General features: G+C 44.1%; 13 protein-coding genes. 5 read left to right on the top strand and 8 right to left on the bottom strand.

Annotated features, from left to right (window positions below):
* Positions 1-212 (bottom strand): ATP-dependent Clp protease adaptor ClpS (locus IT392_13145; protein ID MCC6545417.1); only part of this gene is annotated, 212 nt, incomplete at its 3' end.
* Between the two features lie 111 nt (positions 213-323).
* On the opposite strand from IT392_13145, the gene lipA reads away from it, so the two are divergent.
* A complete protein-coding gene (gene lipA, locus IT392_13140; GenBank protein ID MCC6545416.1) occupies positions 324-1,199 on the top strand; it encodes a lipoyl synthase in 876 nt (291 codons plus the stop codon).
* Between the two features lie 60 nt (positions 1,200-1,259).
* Complete coding sequence (locus tag IT392_13135) at positions 1,260-1,559, top strand: hypothetical protein (protein MCC6545415.1); 300 nt, start codon at positions 1,260-1,262, stop codon at positions 1,557-1,559.
* A 12-nt stretch (positions 1,560-1,571) separates the two neighbouring features.
* On the opposite strand, the gene IT392_13130 is transcribed toward IT392_13135, so the two are convergent.
* On the bottom strand, positions 1,572-3,890 hold the full coding sequence (locus IT392_13130; protein ID MCC6545414.1) for a PAS domain S-box protein: 2,319 nt from the start codon (positions 3,888-3,890) through the stop codon (positions 1,572-1,574).
* The gene (locus IT392_13125; protein ID MCC6545413.1) at positions 3,887-5,839 is read right to left on the bottom strand and encodes an ABC-F family ATP-binding cassette domain-containing protein; all 1,953 of its coding nucleotides are present in this window, start codon (positions 5,837-5,839) and stop codon (positions 3,887-3,889) included. The genes IT392_13130 and IT392_13125 overlap by 4 nt, the downstream gene beginning before the upstream one ends.
* A 214-nt stretch (positions 5,840-6,053) precedes the next feature.
* Here IT392_13125 and IT392_13120 point away from each other — a divergent pair, with 214 nt between their 5' ends.
* Positions 6,054-6,956 carry an SUMF1/EgtB/PvdO family nonheme iron enzyme gene (locus IT392_13120; protein ID MCC6545412.1) on the top strand — a complete coding sequence of 301 codons (903 nt, stop codon included), beginning with the start codon at positions 6,054-6,056 and terminating at the stop codon, positions 6,954-6,956.
* A gap of 55 nt (positions 6,957-7,011) precedes the next feature.
* Here the strand turns inward: IT392_13120 and IT392_13115 are convergent, their stop codons facing one another.
* From IT392_13115 to typA, 5 genes are all read right to left on the bottom strand, one after another.
* Positions 7,012-9,228: an MtrB/PioB family decaheme-associated outer membrane protein gene (locus tag IT392_13115; GenBank protein ID MCC6545411.1), complete on the bottom strand. Its 2,217-nt coding sequence runs from the start codon at positions 9,226-9,228 to the stop codon at positions 7,012-7,014.
* A gap of 31 nt (positions 9,229-9,259) precedes the next feature.
* Positions 9,260-10,204, bottom strand: coding sequence for a DmsE family decaheme c-type cytochrome (locus IT392_13110; protein MCC6545410.1), 945 nt, complete (start codon positions 10,202-10,204; stop codon positions 9,260-9,262).
* Between the two features lie 42 nt (positions 10,205-10,246).
* The gene (locus IT392_13105) at positions 10,247-11,290 is read right to left on the bottom strand and encodes a hypothetical protein (protein MCC6545409.1); all 1,044 of its coding nucleotides are present in this window, start codon (positions 11,288-11,290) and stop codon (positions 10,247-10,249) included.
* Between the two features lie 59 nt (positions 11,291-11,349).
* Entirely contained in the window at positions 11,350-13,545 is a 2,196-nt protein-coding gene (locus IT392_13100; GenBank protein MCC6545408.1) for a HAMP domain-containing protein, read from the bottom strand.
* Between the two features lie 443 nt (positions 13,546-13,988).
* On the bottom strand, positions 13,989-15,794 hold the full coding sequence (typA, locus tag IT392_13095; GenBank protein MCC6545407.1) for a translational GTPase TypA: 1,806 nt from the start codon (positions 15,792-15,794) through the stop codon (positions 13,989-13,991).
* A gap of 343 nt (positions 15,795-16,137) precedes the next feature.
* Here typA and IT392_13090 point away from each other — a divergent pair, with 343 nt between their 5' ends.
* Both IT392_13090 and IT392_13085 read left to right on the top strand, forming a co-directional pair.
* Entirely contained in the window at positions 16,138-17,310 is a 1,173-nt protein-coding gene (locus IT392_13090; GenBank protein MCC6545406.1) for an aminotransferase class I/II-fold pyridoxal phosphate-dependent enzyme, read from the top strand.
* On the top strand, positions 17,310-18,623 hold the full coding sequence (locus IT392_13085) for a homoserine dehydrogenase (protein ID MCC6545405.1): 1,314 nt from the start codon (positions 17,310-17,312) through the stop codon (positions 18,621-18,623). The genes IT392_13090 and IT392_13085 overlap by 1 nt, the downstream gene beginning before the upstream one ends.
* Positions 18,624-18,631: the final 8 nt, after the last annotated feature.

The following is an 18,631-nucleotide window of genomic DNA, read 5'->3' as shown; positions in this document are numbered from 1 at the left end:
GCCACAACAGCTGACCCCTTGTGATGAACTTCCAGCATCAAACCTACAGCAGTCATTTTGTCTCTCTTAAAAACCATCATTAGTATTTTTACGACAAAATCCATAGTAGTTATATTGTCATTCAGAAAGATTATTTTGTAAGGAGGAATTAGTTCAAGATTGGACTCATTTCGACTTTCAATCTCAGTATCTGTTAAAACTTTCGTGGCCATTGTTGTCTATTATAATACTTAATACCCCTGCGTGGTCAAGTGTGTCTGTTTAAGGTGCAGCTAATTCGAATTGTCCAATTATTCCAATTTTGCTATAGTAAATGCCACACAATGAACCTTTACAAACACCAAAGACGCCCTGAATGGCTTAAGACAAGACTACCGGCAGGAGACATTTACCTTCATATAAAAAGACTGCTTAGATCATCAGAGCTGAATACGGTTTGTGAAGAGGCAAACTGCCCCAATATCGGCGAATGTTTTAATCAGAGGACAGCTACATTCCTAATCCTCGGAGATATATGTACGCGGGGTTGCAGATTCTGTAATGTAGAAAGTGGGGTACCGGGGACTATTGATCTTGATGAACCGGAGAGGGTTGCAAAGGCAGCACGAGAGATGGGCCTTAAACATATTGTGGTGACCTCTGTTACGAGAGATGATATTCATGATGGCGGGGCATCCGTATATGCCAAGACTATCTCTCAAATCAGAAGGTATAATCCGGGGAGTACAATTGAGGTCCTGATACCGGATTTTAAAGGTTCTGATGAAGCGCTTAAGACTGTAATCCTTGCGAGTCCCGAGATAATAAACCATAATATTGAGACGGTTCCAGGGCTTTACAAAACGGTCAGACCCGGTGCTGTATACGATCAGTCATTAAGACTCTTGAAGACCGTCAGCGAGAACGGTCTTCACATTACGGCTAAGGCCGGTTTAATGGTAGGATTAGGTGAACAGTTGCAGGAGATTGTAGATGTTATGAAAGACATAAGGGATTCCGGTTGTGACATCCTGACGATAGGGCAATACCTGAGTCCCACGAGAAACCATCTGCCTGTTCACAGATATTATCACCCCAATGAGTTTAAAGAGCTTAAGGCAATTGGCATGGAACAGGGATTCAAATATATAGAGGCTGGGCCGTTAGTCAGAAGCTCATACCATGCGGCCATGCAGATGGATATACCCCCATCCACTTGATAATGGGTGTACTCATGATGTAAAATATAGCTCCTGGATAATAATAAGGAGGAACCTTCGATGCATATTGTGTTTCTGGAAAAAAGACTTAGCGACGGGAAGTTTGAGATCACCATCCGGCAGGGGAGGGATGAACTGAAAAGATTGATAGGAAGGAAATATACCTTTCCTGAAAAACTTGTCTTGACTGGGGAGCAAAGGGAGGAAAACAAGGATTGTATGAAAGATATTATTACCGGCGCCTTCTGTATTCAGGAGCTTGAGGGTGTTACATTTGTTGTAAAGAATGAACGGGGTGATACTATAGATGATTATTATAAGAGTATTTATGACGATATTGAGGGCGGCGTAAGGATGTAATCGCTATTCTTGCTAATTCTTATTGATCAGTTCCCTTATGGCTATTAGTAAATCTTCAATATCAAAAGGTTTGCTGAGAAAGTATATCCCTGATTGTTCTATCTCTGAGCGATCTATCTGCTGGCCTATATACCCGCTGTTTAGTATTGCCTTGAGTTCGGGCTTGAGCGTAATCAGCGTCCTGATGAGCCGAAGACCGTTTTGGTCGGGAAGGACCAGGTCACTTATTACCATGTGAAATCTGCCGTTTTCTTTCTGAAATATCCTGAGGGCCGAGGCTGAATTATCTGCATCTATCACCTCATATCCCTCTTTCTCGAGTGCCATTTTTGTCGAGATCCGAACGATACCATCATCCTCAACCAGTAATATCCTTTCACCCTTGTTTGTTGAATGATCAATCACCAACTTGTTGTCAGAATCATGTCCAGCATTAGAGCTTAAGGCTGGCAGGTAGACTTCAAAAATGGTCTTTACCCCTTCCTCGCTCGTGACATTAATCCATCCCTTGTGATCACTTATGATAGCGTAGACAACAGAAAGGCCGAGTCCCGACCCGGATCCGTTCTTCTTTGTAGTAAAAAAAGGTTCGAAGATGTTATTGATGTTTTGCTTTGATATACCATGACCTGTATCCTCAACAGTGAGCCGTACAAATTGCCCTGGTCTTGAGTAAGGAATCTTGCTGCTGATCTCTTCGTCAATAAGAATGTTTTCGGTCCTGATTATTATTGTGCCTCCCCCAGGTATTGGCATCGCATCTCTTGCGTTGACGACGAGATTTGTAATAACCTGCTCCAGCTTTCCACTATCCCCAAGGATCGGCCGGAGATTGGAGCCATAATCTGTTGCTATAATGATATCTTCACCGATAATATTGTGTAACATCTCAACCAGGTTATTTATTATATTGTTCAGTCTGATATTGACAATTTTTGTAATATCCTTTTTGCTGAAGGTGAGAAGTTGTCTTGTGAGATTCATTGCACGATACGCCGCTGAATTTATATGATCAAAGATGTTGGAGGCATAAGGATCAGACTCTCGCGTCCCTTTTATACCGATTGAGCTGAAATTCTTAATTGCAGTAAGAATGTTGCCGAAGTCATGGGCTATTCCTCCTGCAAGCCGTCCGATAGCCTCCATCTTTTGGGAATGCAGGAGTTGAGCTTGCAGCCTCTGACTGGACTCTTCTGCCTTTAGCTGCTCCGTAATATCGGTAATGACTGAAATGAATCCGATAACCTCTCCTCTTGAATCTTTCTTGTAGTTCCAATCAACCTTGACATCTATTACCCTCCCATCCTTAGTAATATTTTTTGCGAAAAAAGTGGATGGGGGAGGCTGCTCCCTAACCAGAAGCTTGAGATAGTGGCGAAGGTTATTACGTTCCTCTTCCGTAGATAAGAAATCAAAAATGTCCTTTCCCTTCATCTCATCCCGAGTGAATCCGAGGATTTGACAGTGAGCGTCATTACTGAATGTGATGATGCCGTCTGTGTCGTTTTCCTGTATACCATAGGGCATGGTTTCTACAAGTGTACGGTACTTTGTTTCACTCAGACTTAATGCCTCCTCAGCCTGTTTAGTCTCAGAAATATCATAAAGTATCTCAAATTTTGACATGGTGCCGTCTGGATTTCTGATGGGCATGTCAAAAACTTCATATGTCTTCTTTTTATCTTCCCGAAAAAATTCCCATTTAACAGACTTTCCGGCGAAGACTTCTTCGTTTCTGCACCAGGGGCAGGCTTCCTTTCTATTGTGAAAATATTCATAGCACTTTTTCTTATAATCGTTACCGAACGTCTGCTTAATTACCGGATTAAGATATTCAATATCATGTTGCTGATTAACAATGTAAACACCATCTTCCATATTCTCCAGGAAATACATGAAACGGTCTCTCTCGTTCTTTAAAGCAGACTCAGAATTTTTTCTATCTGTAATATCCCGGATCATGGCAACCATGTAGTCCTTATTCAGGTAAGTAAGGTAGCGGATACTGACCTCGACTGGAAATGTTGTATTATCTTTACGCTTATGTATCCCTTCGATGATCATGGATCCTGTTTTCTTAATTTCTGCCACATGAATTTCCCATGAAAAGTGGTCAGGAAGAATAGCTTCAATGTCTGTTACATGCATGGAAAGAAGCTCTTCCTTGTCATAGCCCAGATTATCACATGCCCTGTTGTTGACGTATAAGAACTGGCTGGTTTCAGGATCAATTATTAATATTGCGTCATTTGACATATTGATCAGCACATTGCAAAATTGCAAACCTTCTTCCGTCTTCATCAATTTGCCGTAGGTTATGATATTATTCATGTGATTAACCCTGAGAGCTTTTCCCACTCTGCAGTCAGCTCTTCCACCTTCTTTTTCGTGCGGCTATGAGATTCCATTGTCTTATAGAACCGTTCTTTATCATTGTATAGATCCGGATCAGCCAGTGTCTGTGTCAGTTCCTGCAGGTGCTTCTCAGCATCGCTCACTTCGGATTCAATTTGTGATAATCTATCCTTATGACTGTGAGTCTCCCTGTGAAGGCGGTTTCGCGCCTCTGCCTCAGCCCTCTTTTGCTCCTTGGTCTTTCTAACCCTGACAGCAGAGTTTTCGGTTTTACTGACAGTTTCTGTGGATATTGTACTGGTCTTCAGAGGCGTTAACCCGACTTCAGACAACTGAGTCTTATAAATGTAGTAGTCAAAATCGCCGTCATAAGATATTACTTTACCGTTTCGGACTTCTATAATCCTGTTGGCTACAGACCTGATAAAGTGTCTGTCGTGCGTAATGAAGCAGATGGTTCCCTTGAAACCTCTCAGCGCCTCTTCCAGAACATCACGTGAAGGGATATCAAGGTGATTGGTAGGCTCATCCAGAAGGAGAAGGTTCGCCGGACGGACGAGCATCTTTGCAAGGGCCAGTCGGCTCTTTTCACCTCCGGAAAGGACGGCAACCTTCTTTTCCACATCATCGCCTGTAAATAGAAACCGGCCAAGTATGGCCCTTAGAAAGGACTGCACCTCCAGAGGTGCCGCCAGCATAATCTCCTGAAGGACAGTGTTGTCAGGGTTCAATAAATCCAATTGATGCTGTGCATAATAGGCCATTGTTACATTATGACCAGGTCTTCGTTCCCCCTTGTCAAACGGTATTGCATCAGCCAGCAGTTTCAGCATGGTAGATTTTCCGGCGCCGTTAGAGCCGACCAGTGCGACACGTTCTCCCCGGCGAAGCTCTGCATTAAGTGATTGGTAGACCCTGTTGCCGTCATAGGACTTGTCAATATCAATCAGGCGCATGACAGTCTCTCCGCTTCGGGGCGGATCCGGGAAGGAGAACCTCACTGTCCTCCTTTGCTCCTGAACCTCAACCTTGTCCATCTTTTCAAGCATCTTGATGCGGCTCTGCACCTGACGTGCCTTAGTGGCCTGGGCCCTGAAGCGATCAATGAACTGCTGCGTCTCATCCATCTTCTTTTGCTGGTTTCTGGCCGTTGCCTCTATCAAAAGCTGCGTCTCTTCTTTTGTTTTAATGAACTGGTCATAATTGCCTGTATATGAAATCAATTGCTGGCGATCCACCTCGACCACACGTGTTACAATGCGGTTCATGAAATCACGGTCATGGGAGATGAGAAGGACTGTTCCCGGATAACTGATCAGAAAATCCTCAAGCCATTTGATAGATGGTATGTCGAGGTGATTAGTAGGCTCATCGAGAAGCAGAATGTCCGGTTCAGTAAGAAGCAGTCTTGAAAGCAGGACGCGCATCCGCCGTCCCCCGGAGAGTTCTTCAACCGGACGAGAAAGGTGCTTCTCCTGAAAACCGAGACCGAAAAGTATCTCGCGTGCACGGGCCTCATATGAGTAGCCGCCAAGTAGTTCATATTTGGACTGCAGCTCACCATAGCGTTCCAGCAGTTTCTCTGCTATATCAGGAGAGGCCGTTGCTATTTCTTCTTCAAGCATCCTAAGGTGGTGTTCAATTGATGATACCTCAGTGCCGCCACCGAGAACCATTTCAAGGACTGTCTTACCTTCATCTGCCTCCAGTTCCTGTGCGAGGTAACCTGCTACAGCCTTTTTATTGATGATGACCGTGCCGCTGTCTGCCGATACCTTCCCTGCAATCATGCCAAATAGCGTGGTTTTTCCAACTCCGTTAGGTCCAACGAGCGCAACCCGCTCTTCAAGTCCGATTTGGATGGATGCCTCCCTGAAAAGGACGCGGCCGCCGAAAGATTTTGAAATTAGTTGTAAAGAGATCATGATAAATATTACCTTTTTTTTGTGATGTTATGAGTATTGCGACAGAGTTCTTGATAAATATGTATATGATTATACAGGAATTTGCAAAAGCAGCCAAATTTTATTGGTATTTAATAAGGCATCCTTCTTTTGCGGAGAATTCAGTAATATTGTATTTTTTACCATTAATTGCCTGGAAGTCTATAAATTCAATTGACCTGCCGATATTCTCAGTATGAATAAAAGAGCTGGAGCGCGAATAATTTATATCGCAGTCTTCTGTGTGTTGGTACTTTCAATTTATGCTGTTCCAATAAGGGGACAGGGGCAGGGTGATGCAAATACTGTTCGTTACCCTGAATTTGTTTCAGGGTCTCAATCAGTGCAGACTCAGGAGATCCCGGAACAAGTTCGGGATGAAAAGATTGAAAAACCTCTCCAGGAAGCAACCCGGCAAACAGAGTCTGATGAGATGGTCCTCGTAAAGGGCGGCTGCTTTGACATGGGAGACGTTTCTGCGGAGGGAGATCCGGATGAGATTCCTGTACACAAGGCATGTGTTGATGATTTCTACATCGGGATCTATGAGGTAACACAAAGACATTGGTTTAAGGTCATGGGAACAGCCCCGTCATCTTTAAGAAATTGTGATGATTGCCCCGTGGAAAATGTGAGTTACTATGACATTCAGAAATTTATTCTCAAGCTTAACCGTATCAGCGGGGGGAAATATCGCCTTCCTACTGAGGCTGAATGGGAGTTTGCCGCAAGGAGCGGGGGGGAGAGGCAGAAGTGGTGCGGTGCCAACAATGAAATGGAACTTAATGATTATGCATGGTTTAAATCCAATTCGGGGATTAAACCGCACCCTGTAGGTAAAAAAAAGGCGAACGGACTGGGTCTGTATGATATGTGTGGAAACATTCAGGAATGGGTTAACGATTATTATGAGGGCGATTATTATAAAACAAGTCCAAGGTCAAATCCTCAGGGACCTTTGGGTAGCCAATACCGCGCTGCCCGCGGCGGCTCCTTTCTTAATGGCCCGTGGGGTATCAGAACCTCTATCCGGTACAGATTTACGAAGGATGACCTCGGACGGGAATTCGGATTCCGGCTTGCGGCGTCGCTGAAATAAGGGCTGTCACTCTCATCGCGCACCTCATTCGAGGGATTCATATTCTGTCTTTCTTCTACCAGTTATATGCAGCAGTCAGCATTGCCTCATGTGCCTCGTAATCAGAGACAGGGCCACTGAGGGTCAGCACATTGGAAAGAGCAGTAGATGCAGGGTCAACACTGTCTGTTGACCAGTTGTCTGATCTGTAAGTTTCGTATTTATATCCAAGCCCGAGGGTTGTATTCATTGTGAGCCTGTATTTGACGGAGGCCTTAAATGTCTGAAGTCTGGTTTTTAAATCAGGCATATCTGCTGGAGTTGTTGTAATGCCGCTACAATAAGGAGGAGTAAAACAACTTCCATAGACAAACTTTATAGCTCCTGTGGATTTGGTATATGAATAGTCAACCCCAAGCGTGAGTACGTTTTCCATAAAGTTCAGGTTCATGCCTATGCCTCCTGTATCAATGTTCTCATTATGGTCTGCCCTCCAGTCCCTGTTGGAGTCTATGGAATCAGCTGGTTTATTTACACCTCCGCGATAGTATCTGCTTCCCTGACTTGCCGTGACTTCCTCATTAGTAAAGTATAGATATGTGGAGACAAAGTCTGCCGGGGTGAAAGTTGCATCAATAGTGCGGCTGTTATTTGCATTTTGCAGCAGTCCCATTGATGAAGCCTCATAATCGTCCTGTGTATAATTATAGTAAAGCCCAACAGTTATGTTGCTTAAAGGAAGGAGTGTGATATTTGCCCCGTATCTTGTCCTGTCCCTGTCAGCGATGTCGAATTTCCTCATGTCCGGGAGATTGTCAAAGCGTATATTTGTGGCTGCAACGGTATCTATGTATGCCTGGGTGTGGTAGTTATCATACAGATCTGCTTCATCATACGCGCCATCCATGCGCCTTACCCCATAGGTAAAATGAGCGCCGGCAGATATATGTGAAGAAATGCTTGAGTTCAGCCTTGCCCTGTAAGTATTTTCTATCGTTTCTTCTGTCTCCCTGTTGTCTCTATCAATAATATCGTGGTCATAGCCTAATTTTAAAGTGGTGCCCCGGTACAGGCAATAAGCGGCGTCAAACTTAAGCTGGTTTTGTGTATAGTCATAGGGTAGGCTGTATAAGGCATTGCCGCTTGTCTCAGTTGCCTGAGATGCACCGCCCATATCATTCATTACATACAGGAAAAGCGTCCGCGGTGTTTTATTATCCGTTTTATAATATTTGTATCTGGCGCTAAGGTCGATCCTTGATAATGGCCGTGACGATATATTGAACCCAAGGTTTGTTATATCTATTTCTGCGTCTGCTGTTTCTCTGGGCAGTTGGCTTGTAATAGTGGTATTGATATTATTGGAATAGGGCAGCAGCGTATCATCCTGCTCCATTATGCCGTATTCTGCTGTTGCCGATATCCTTGTAGCTGCCAGGGGCAGATTCACCCCACCTGAAAGACTGAACCTCTGATGCCGGTTATCCGGAGGCCGGGATGTCCTCGCAATGGCAGGATAATCAGCTGCATTAAATGGGTTATCCCACGTTATGTATTTATTGTCGTTGCTGAAGTCCGAAATAAAATAGTCAAACTGCAATTGCGCTGTTTCGCCGGTATAGGCAATGGATGTTCTTAATTCATCTGTTGTATAGCCAACAGGCCCAGGCAGGCCTATGGACCTTGTATTTCCGCCGTTATTGCCAAGTGTACCGCCTATGGATTGTATCCCGTTCTTTTCATCTCTGTTAAAGAATATTTTAAAATCTGCCTTATCCATATTCATTGAAAAACCGACGGACTTTTCTTCCCTCTGTGTTGACAACTCCACATCCTTCTTGTTATCAATCAAGTTTATCATATTTGCAGTCTGAGAGCCCTTTACAAAATCTGAAGGGAGTGTGAGGTTTGCACTGCCTGCGCCGTCAAGCGGGGTTGCGCTATTATTGGAAATTAACATGGGAGTTTTGTCATAGCCAAGGAAGAGTTTGAATTTGCCGTATCTCCCTGTCTCAAGATTGAGTCTCCTGCTATCAAGACCGATATCGCTGGCTCTGAAGTCTATGAAAAAGACATCTTTATTATAAGTCAGATCAGCATTAGCTACGAGATATACCCCGTTATCATTTACACCGTTATACTCGCCGTATTTGAACGATTTGCTGTTGAGATCTACGACCGCTCCTCCCAACTCAATGTTCCCTGCCATACCATCCTCTGCGCCTGATATGGTTGAAGTTGACATGGTATAGAGGAACGACACGAAAAATATAGCTAACGTATTCTTTGACATATTTCTATATTATTTTATTATCATATTCAGCTTACCTCTGGAACCTTGCCCCTGACGGGTGGTTTGAGCCATGTATCTGCGAGTGACAGTTAGGACAACCCTTGCCGACAAGTTGCTGCGCAGGAGACGTAGCCTGACCGGGCAGGTTGCTGCCGCTGTATATAGCGCTTGGGTGAAACTGGACTGCATGGCATGACTGGCATAGATAAGGGACCTTTAACTTTAATAGAAATTCATAATTTGAGCCATGGGGGTCGTGGCAATTGATGCAGTTTTCCCTGACAGGCGGATGTTCCCAAATCATAGGTCCCCGTTTTTCCGCGTGGCAGGTATAACATGTTTCATTTACTGAGGCCGTCTTCAAAAGTGTTGGGCCGGGGCCGCCGTGGGGATTGTGGCAGTTTGAGCAGTCCATCTTACCTTCCCTTAAAGGCATGTGGGAAGACCTCTGAAGTTGCGCCCTTCTCTCCTTGTGGCATTTAAAACAGGCCTTTTTAGCGTCTTCGTTGATAAATAGGTTTTTTTCTGACCTGCGTTCACTGATATAATGACAGCTGCTGCACCCCACACCGCTCATCTCATGCGGGCTTCCCTGCCAGTGCATTCGGATGCCTTTTTCGTGGCATTGGAGGCATATCGAGTTTTTCTGCTTCGAAGTAAGTGGACCGTCTGTTTTTAATGAAACAACGTATTTCTTACTCCTCGGGGCATCAATGTGCTTGCTCAGAGGACCGTGGCATGCCTCGCAGCCCCTTATCTCAAGGTCATCCCTGTTTTCTGTTTTGAATACCCTGTCGTGTTTTGTTCTGTTAAAAACCTGCATATAGTCTTCATGGCATTCAATACATTTATTGGCATCCATTACATAGGTGGCATCTGCCATCTCAGGATTTATGGCTGTCCAGTCAACCTCTTTTGCCTCTGCCTCAACCAGCCGGAGTGTGCAGATAAGCAGGGCAGAGAATAAACATATCATCCAGGTTCTGTCTTTATGGTATATTTTAATAATTATTACTCCTTACTTATATTCCTTAACCTTTTCTGCCCTGATGTCACCATCTGTTCCAATGCCTATTGTAACTGGAAGGTTTACATAGTGTCTCCTGCGACTTGTATTCTCGTCATGGACTGCCACGCCTAAAATAAGGATGTCACCCTCCTTTAACTGAACATCCCTTTGGTCATTTGTATCTAATTTCCTCTTTATGATAACCGTGTATTTACCGTTATCCCAACTGCCTTCGGCCTTTATGTCATTTTTTTCATCATCTCTCCGGTCTTCAAATATCCATCCGTCTTCTGCTGTCACGGACTTCCCGTTAAATTCAACCTTCCAGATGTCTATCAGACCGTTGTTTTTCAGAATCATTTTTAAATCATCTGGTTTTTTAAAATCCGCCCATCCGCCTTTCCTTGTATAATAGGCATACAGCCGCACATCATCTCTTTTGAGCGCCCCGTAATAGGACTGGCCTTTTACTTTATCCTTTGACGGACTTTCAGGCATGGAATTCAGGTCATTGTGGCATGTCACAAAGCAGCCGTATCTGTTCAGATAGCCTTTATCATAATTGGCATGGCTGATCTGTATGGCAACCCTGTCAACAAGGCCGCCATCTGATAGCTTTGCATTATTCCAGCTTGAGCCCTGGGACTGCCATTGCAGCTTTATATAGAAATAGTCGTCATCGTATGCCGCCTGAACATGCAGGTTAAGGAAGCTCTTCTTGCCTGATATTGGTTCAGGCTCAAAGGATTTCTGAGAGTATTTCATCATGAGCTTTCCATCTGCAATTCCGTTTACCTGGAGGTCAAGCTCTCCTGTCTTTCTTAAGTGGCAGTCAACACAGTTTTTCTTTCCCTTGGGGATGTTTTTACCGCCAAGTCCATGGTCATTGCTGATTAAAAAGTCCCACGAGACGACGCCGGGATAAAAAAGCTTAATAGATTGGTTTTTAATCTTGTTCCAATCTATCATGTCTTGATCTGCAATAGAAGGATGTGATAACGATAAAATGGCCGTAATTATAATCAGTGGAGATAACCATAAGTACTTTTTCATAACTCTGCTCTTATAATCTAATATTCGAGACCATCTTATTTAACAGAATTATTTTAATTTCAGGCCTCAAAGTTTTCTATTTTCCCTTTTAGAGTCTTTGCCTGTTCACTCAGGCTATTAAAGGCGCCATGTAAATCTGATGATAGCTGTACATTACCTTCTGCAATATAATTTATCCGCTTTATTGCCATGACTACCTGCTCTGAGACTATCTTCTGCTCAGCCATGGACTCTGTTATTAACCGTATATGATTAACCATGTCTGCGACTATATTTGCCACATGCCTGCTCTCAGATGCCTGTTCATTAGTAGAACATTTAACCCCTCTTGCAATACCGCTAATGTATTCAGTAGCCTTTGCAATCTCTTCTACAGCCCCGGATTGTTCATCTATAGAGCTCTTTATCCCCCTTATCATATCATTAATATTATAGATCGCCTCCTTGGCATTGTTGGCGCTATTTGACTGCTCACTGGCGGCTAATTCGCTTCTTCGTGCCATCTCCAGAGACTTAGAAGCTCTTTCCATAATCTTTCCCATAATATCCTCGGCATCCTTTGAAAGCCTGACCCCCTCTTCAACCTTAATGGAGCTTCGCTTCATGGAGTTTACAGCCAGGCCTGCCTCATCCTGAACCGGTTTTATAATCTTAGCTATCTCTTTCGTAGAGGATGAGGTCCTCTCTGCCAGGTTCTTTATCTCTTCTGCGACTACCGCAAAGCCCTTTCCATGCTCCCCAGCCTTTGCTGCAAGTATGGCTGCATTCAGGGCAAATATATTAATCTTATCTGCGATCTCTTCTATCACATTTAATATATTACCCGTCTCTCTTGCCCTTGCACCTAAGGTATTGATAGTATTGGAAGCCGAATCTACCTCCTCCTTTATCTTCTCCATTACGTTTTTGGTCCTTGATACTGCCTCAATTCCATGGACTATAGACTCGCTCCTTACCATCTCAGCCAGGACAGCCTGCTCCTTTGAGTATCCCGCTACCTTGTTTGTAACATTAGATATATCTGTAATAGAAGAAGCTATCTCTGATGTCCTTTGTGACAGGGCATCTATGTTTGAGACTACACCCTTAATCGAGGTGACTATCTGCGCAACAGATAGGACATTACTTTCCACCGAATCGGAGAGCTTCTCTGCTCCTTTAGCGACCTCCTCTGTAAGATTGGACATCTCAAGTATAGAAGTGGATACAGTCTCTGTAGAGGTCAGTAAAGAATCGGTGGTCTCTACCACTGATTTGATTGATGAATCCATCTCATGGACTGAAGAGCTGGTCTCTTCTGTTGATAAAAGCTGTTGATGGGCTGACTGGTTGACGCTATGGGAGATTGCTGTGATTTTTTCTGATGTTTTAGTTATTTCTCCGGATGTCTGCCGCATGTCCTTAACCATAACCTGCATCCCCTCGACAAATCTATTGAACCAACGGGCCAATCCCCCTATCTCATCCTCTGAATACTCCTTTAATCTCTTTGTTAAGTTACCCTTCCCTAATGCAATCTCACTGAGCATGACAACAGTCTGACTAACAGGTCTTATGATTATCCCTCTTATAACTAAAAATAATAGAATACCTGTTCCCGCCAGGCTTAGAAAGCCATAGAGCACCCACTTGTTTTTCGTCTTTGATAACATTGCGTTCATATCATCAAGGGAGGTGGTGATCATCAGGATGCCTCTTACACCTTGTATATTTGTTTCTTCTGAGTGGCAGGCATTGCATTTCGCTTGATGCTTTATAGGGGTAAGGTAGGTAAAGAGGGCCTTTCCATCCATTTTCTCATAATAATAGATCTCCTTATTTTCCCCCCCTCTGAACCTTTTTAGCGCCTCCTTGAATTCGCTGGTCTCTATACCATTTGTAATGTGTTTTCTCTTATCCGGGTGATTTACCTTCCACTCAGGTTTGAGTTCACCATACTCATTTTCTACTTCGATCAGCGTTTTAAAGTCCTGGAAGGCCTCCTCAGTTCCGTTACTCTTGATTATCTGAAGCCTGACGATCCCTTTCATCGTCTTAAGGTTCTCAATGAGATAGCGGGCCATGTCGGCCCTCTCATCAAGCATATCTTTAGTTATAGTGGTCTGGACGGAATAGGAGAGCAAGGCATTCATACTCTTTCTTTCCTCTAAAAGACTCGTTTCCTGTTGTTTAACGGCCTTGTAAATCAGGATGGAAAAGCTGAAGGCCATAATTACCAGGACAAGACTGAGGAGCTTAAATTGTAGGCTGCGCATTATCACTTGGTATTATAAAGCGGGTACATTACAGTTCAAAATTAGATTTGAATAACGGATCTATTCGTAGAAATGTTATCGGTCAACGCAAAATATAGTTTATTTTCTATCTTACTTCATTCAGGATCGCATAAAACTGAATATTTCTTCGAGGATAACTATCTGGCCGATGGGATGAATACACTCTTCAGGGAGGTATTCCGTATGTTAGAAAGACGCTGGATAGAGAAGGGGTGTATAATCTTCTCCCAGTATTATAATTCCATACATCACCTTCATATTCTCATAGGAGTCGTCTGGATAAGTGAACACGTCATTGGAATTGATCCCCACCAGTTGAACCCCTGGTCTTGATAGTCCATCCGGATCGCGATCAGGCGCTGGATCGTTGCCTTAACATAGGGACATGTCAGCTCTCCTGTTGATTAGTAACTTGAACTCTGCTATTCCTTCCACACCTTAGGTCTCTTATTAGCCTCTAATATCTTCTTCCTGAGCCTGATTGACAGAGGGGTGACTTCCACAAGCTCGTCTTCCTTGATGAAATCCAGTGCCTGCTCAAGGTTTAGCAGCTTTGGTGGTATGAGCTGGATGTTGTCGTCTGCGCTTGAAGCGCGCATGTTGGTCTGCTTCTTCTCCCTGACTGCGTTTACATCAAGGTCATTGTCCCTTGAGTTCTCACCTATGATCATGCCTTCATAAACATGTGTGTTCTCACTTATGAAAATTGACCCCCTGGGCTGGAGGTGAAAGAGTGCATAGATGGTGGTAGTCCCCTGTCTGTCTGAAACGAGGGCACCTGTCTGTCTCTTTGTCATAGGACCATGCCATGCCTCATATCCATCAAAGAGGTGGTTTAATAGTCCGGTGCCTTTAGTGTCTGACAGGAACTGTGACCTGAAGCCTATCAGTCCCCTTGACGGTATCCGGAACTCAAGCCTCACCCGTCCGTGGCCGTTGTTCTGCATCTTCTGCATCTTGCCTTTTCTCATCCCGATCTGCTGGGTAACGACACCGATAAACTCCTCCGGCACATCAATAACAAGGTGTTCCATAGGTTCCTGAAGGACGCCGTCTATCTCTCTTGTAATCGTCTCAGGCATTGATACTGATAGCTCATATCCTTCGCGTCTCATCATCTCGATCAGAATGGAAAGCTGTAATTCACCGCGCCCCATTACCCTGAATGAGTCTGTTTTGTCAAACTCGACCCTGATGGCAACATTGTAGAGAAGCTCCTTCTCAAGCCTCTCCCTTAGATTACGAGATGTGACTAACTTTCCTTCGCGTCCTGAAAAAGGTGATGTGTTTACTGCGAAGACCATGGAGATGGTCGGTTCATCAACGATTATTCTCGGCAGGGGAGCTGGTTTCTCTGCATCAGTGATAGTATCTCCGATATTTATCCCCTCTATTCCTGCAATCGCAACGATATCTCCTGCTGACGCCTCTTTTGCGTCATTCCGCTCAAGTCCCTGAAATGTATACATGGAGGTGATCTTTGTTTTGTTGGCGCTTCCCTTGGCATCAATGACTGCAACCTGCTGACCGGTGTTTATTGTCCCTGAAAATACCCTTCCGATGGCAAGCCTTCCAACATAATCATTATAGTCAATGTTTGTGACAAGAATCTGTAAGACCCCGTTTGGGTCACCCTTCGGAGGTGGTATTGTATTAAGTATGAGGTCAAATAGCGGCTGAAGGGTTTCAGAATCATCATCAAGATTGATTTTAGCTATTCCCGTCTTGGCAATGGTATAGACAATGGGAAAATCAAGCTGTTCTTCCGTTGCATCAAGGTCAATGAATAGATCATATACCTCGTTCAAGACCTCCTGAATCCTTGCGTCAGGCCTGTCAATCTTGTTTATTACAAGAAGCGGCAGGAGTTTAAGCTCAAGCGCCTTCTTCAGCACAAACCGTGTCTGAGGAAGCGGCCCCTCAGATGCATCAACAAGGAGGAGTACTCCGTCAACCATCTTGAGCGTCCTTTCAACCTCTCCGCCGAAATCAGCATGGCCGGGTGTGTCTACTATATTTATCTTAACACCTTTATATTCAACGGCGGTATTCTTTGCCATAATAGTTATGCCGCGTTCACGTTCAAGGTCAATATTGTCCATGACCCTTTCCTGCACCCTTTCATTGGAGCGGAAGATTCCAGCCTGTCTGAGCATCCCGTCAACGAGGGTTGTCTTGCCATGGTCAACATGGGCGATGATTGCTATGTTTCTGATTTGATCCTGCATAATGTCCTCCTGGTAAACTTGATATTATAGTCTATTACCGATGAATAAAGCAAATTTTGATTTATGTGTTATAATTATATCCCGCATTACTAACATGGAAAAACGGGCCAATTAACGGAATTCTGTGATCTCGGATGTAAATATGCAAAATTCCCTGAATCTGACTCAGTGGACGGTTCAGGGAGCTGCAGGACTTTTGCAGCCCTTTTCTGTAAACTCAAAAAGAGGCTGGTGCACAAGAATCAACCCTGCCAGGACAAGAAATATCCCAAAAAGAAGGTTTGACAATTCTCAGGAAAATCTTTAATATTTAATAATTTAAGGAGGCAAAAGGGATAATTCTATGCGCGAATTTACAAGGATAAAGAGACTTCCGCCGTATGTGTTCAGTATCGTTACTGCAATGAAGATTGAGGCCCGCAGAAAGGGAGAAGATATCATTGATCTCGGGATGGGTAATCCGGATCTTGCGAGCCCGGAACACGTGGTTGATAAATTGTGTGAGGCCGCGAGGAATCCACGGAATCACAGGTATTCTGCATCAAAGGGTATAACCAGACTCAGGACAGCTATGGTTGACTGGTATAAACGCCGCTACAATGTTGAACTTGATCCTGATGAGGAGGTTGTTGTTACCATAGGTGCCAAAGAAGGCATCTCTCACCTGGCCCTTGCAATAATAAATCCGGGTGATGTGGTAATGGTGCCGAGTCCGACATATCCAATACATCCCTACAGCGTGATACTTGTAGGTGGTCAGGTTAAAAATATTCCACTACGTGATGATTCTGATTTTTTTGAAGATATGTGTAATACATACAAGCAGATGAATCCCCGTCCGAAGATGCTGATAATATCATTTCCACATAATCCAACCACGGCTGTAGTTGATATAGGTTTTTTTAAAAAACTTGTAGACTTTGCAACAGAAAACGACATTATGGTAGTCCACGATCTGGCATATGCAGACATTGTATTTGACGGATATACTGCACCAAGTTTTCTTCAGGTGCCTGGCGCCAAAGATATCGGTGTTGAATTCTATTCAGTGTCCAAGAGCTACAATATGCCGGGATGGAGGATTGGTTTCTGTGTAGGTAACAGGGAAATGGTAGGGGCACTCACAAAGATAAAGAGTTATCTTGATTATGGTGTGTTTCAGCCAATTCAAATTGCCGGAATATTAGCACTTAACGGTCCGCAGGATTGTGTACAGGAGATAGTTGATACATACAGGAAAAGGCGGGATGCGCTTATAGGCGGGCTGGAGCGGGTTGGATGGAATATTAAGAAGCCTCTGGGAACTATGTTCGTATGGGCAAAGATACCTGAGCAATTCAGGCATCTCGGTTCACTCGAGTTCTCAAAGTTGTTGTTGACAGATGCAAAGGTTGCAGTTTCTCCCGGTATAGGTTTTGGTGAATATGGCGATGAGTATGTCAGGTTTGCACTCGTTGAGAATGAACTGCGTATAAAACAGGCTGTGCAGGGGATAAAGAAGGTGTTGTGTAAATAATGAAAGATAAGATTGGCATAGGTCTTATAGGTCTTGGTACAGTCGGATCCGGCGTGGCAGACATACTCCGCAGGAATGGAGAACTGATCAAACGCAGATTAGGCGTACCTGTTGAAATAGTGAAGATACTTCGCAGGAATCCGGGGAAACCTTTGCCTGCAGGTCTATCAGGAGAACTGATAGCTGCAGATATAAAAGATATTGCAGAGAATCATGCCGTTGACATTGTCGTTGAGGTGATGGGGGGACAGGAACCCGCTAAAAGTTATATCCTATCAGCGATCAATAATGGAAAACATGTTGTAACTGCCAATAAGGCGCTTCTTGCATTGAACGGAGAAGAGATATTCCGTGCAGCGTCATCAGGGAATGTTGACCTCTATTTCGAAGGTAGTGTATGCGGCGGGATACCTGTTATTAAGGCCATACGTGAGGGGCTGGCTGCTAACAGGATTGAGACAATTTACGGGATTGTAAACGGGACGTCAAATTATATAATGACTAAGATGACCAACGAGGGGAGAGAGTTTAGTGATGTATTATGTGAAGCGCAGGCCCTCGGATATGCAGAGGCAGATCCTTCTTTTGATGTCGAAGGCATAGATGCAGCCCACAAGCTTGCCATCCTTGCATCTATTGCATATGGTACTCCTGTAAGTTTTAAGGATATATACACTGAAGGGATCTCCGGCATCTTACCTGTAGATATCAGCTATGCAAAAGAGTTTAATTACAGGATTAAACTGCTCGCAATTTCAAAGATGAGGGCTGATGACAGCATTGAGGTCAGGGTACACCCGACCTTAGTCCCCTGGAATCATCTTATTGCGACGGTTGATGACGCCTTTAATGCAGTCTATATAAACGGAGATTCTGCCGGCCCCACACTTCTTTACGGCAGGGGGGCCGGGAGTCTGCCGACAGGAAGCGCAGTAGTGGCTGACATAATTGATATCTCAAGGAATATTCTGAACGGCGGATGTGGGAAGATACCTCCGGCGTCATTTAAGGAAGAGATGAGGTCCCTGCTGAGGATTCTGAGTATTGATGATATTACGTCTATGTATTACTTCCGGTTCACTGTTGTAGATAAGCCGGGGGTCTTGTCTGCAATATCAGGGATCCTCGGGGAACATAATATCAGTATTGAATCAGTCATACAGAAGGGAAGGAAAGAAGGCTGTAATGTTCCGCTGGTGATGATGACCCATGTGGCATGTGAACGCGACGTAAGAAACGCACTTGATAAGATTGACCGTTTATCATATGTAACTGAGAAGACTGTAATGATAAGGGTTGAGGATGGTAACTGAATGAGGAG

The sequence above is a fragment of the Nitrospirota bacterium genome (genome assembly GCA_020846775.1).
In the GTDB taxonomy this organism is placed as follows: domain Bacteria; phylum Nitrospirota; class 9FT-COMBO-42-15; order HDB-SIOI813; family HDB-SIOI813; genus RBG-16-43-11.
This window is presented reverse-complemented; position numbering and strand designations above follow the sequence as displayed.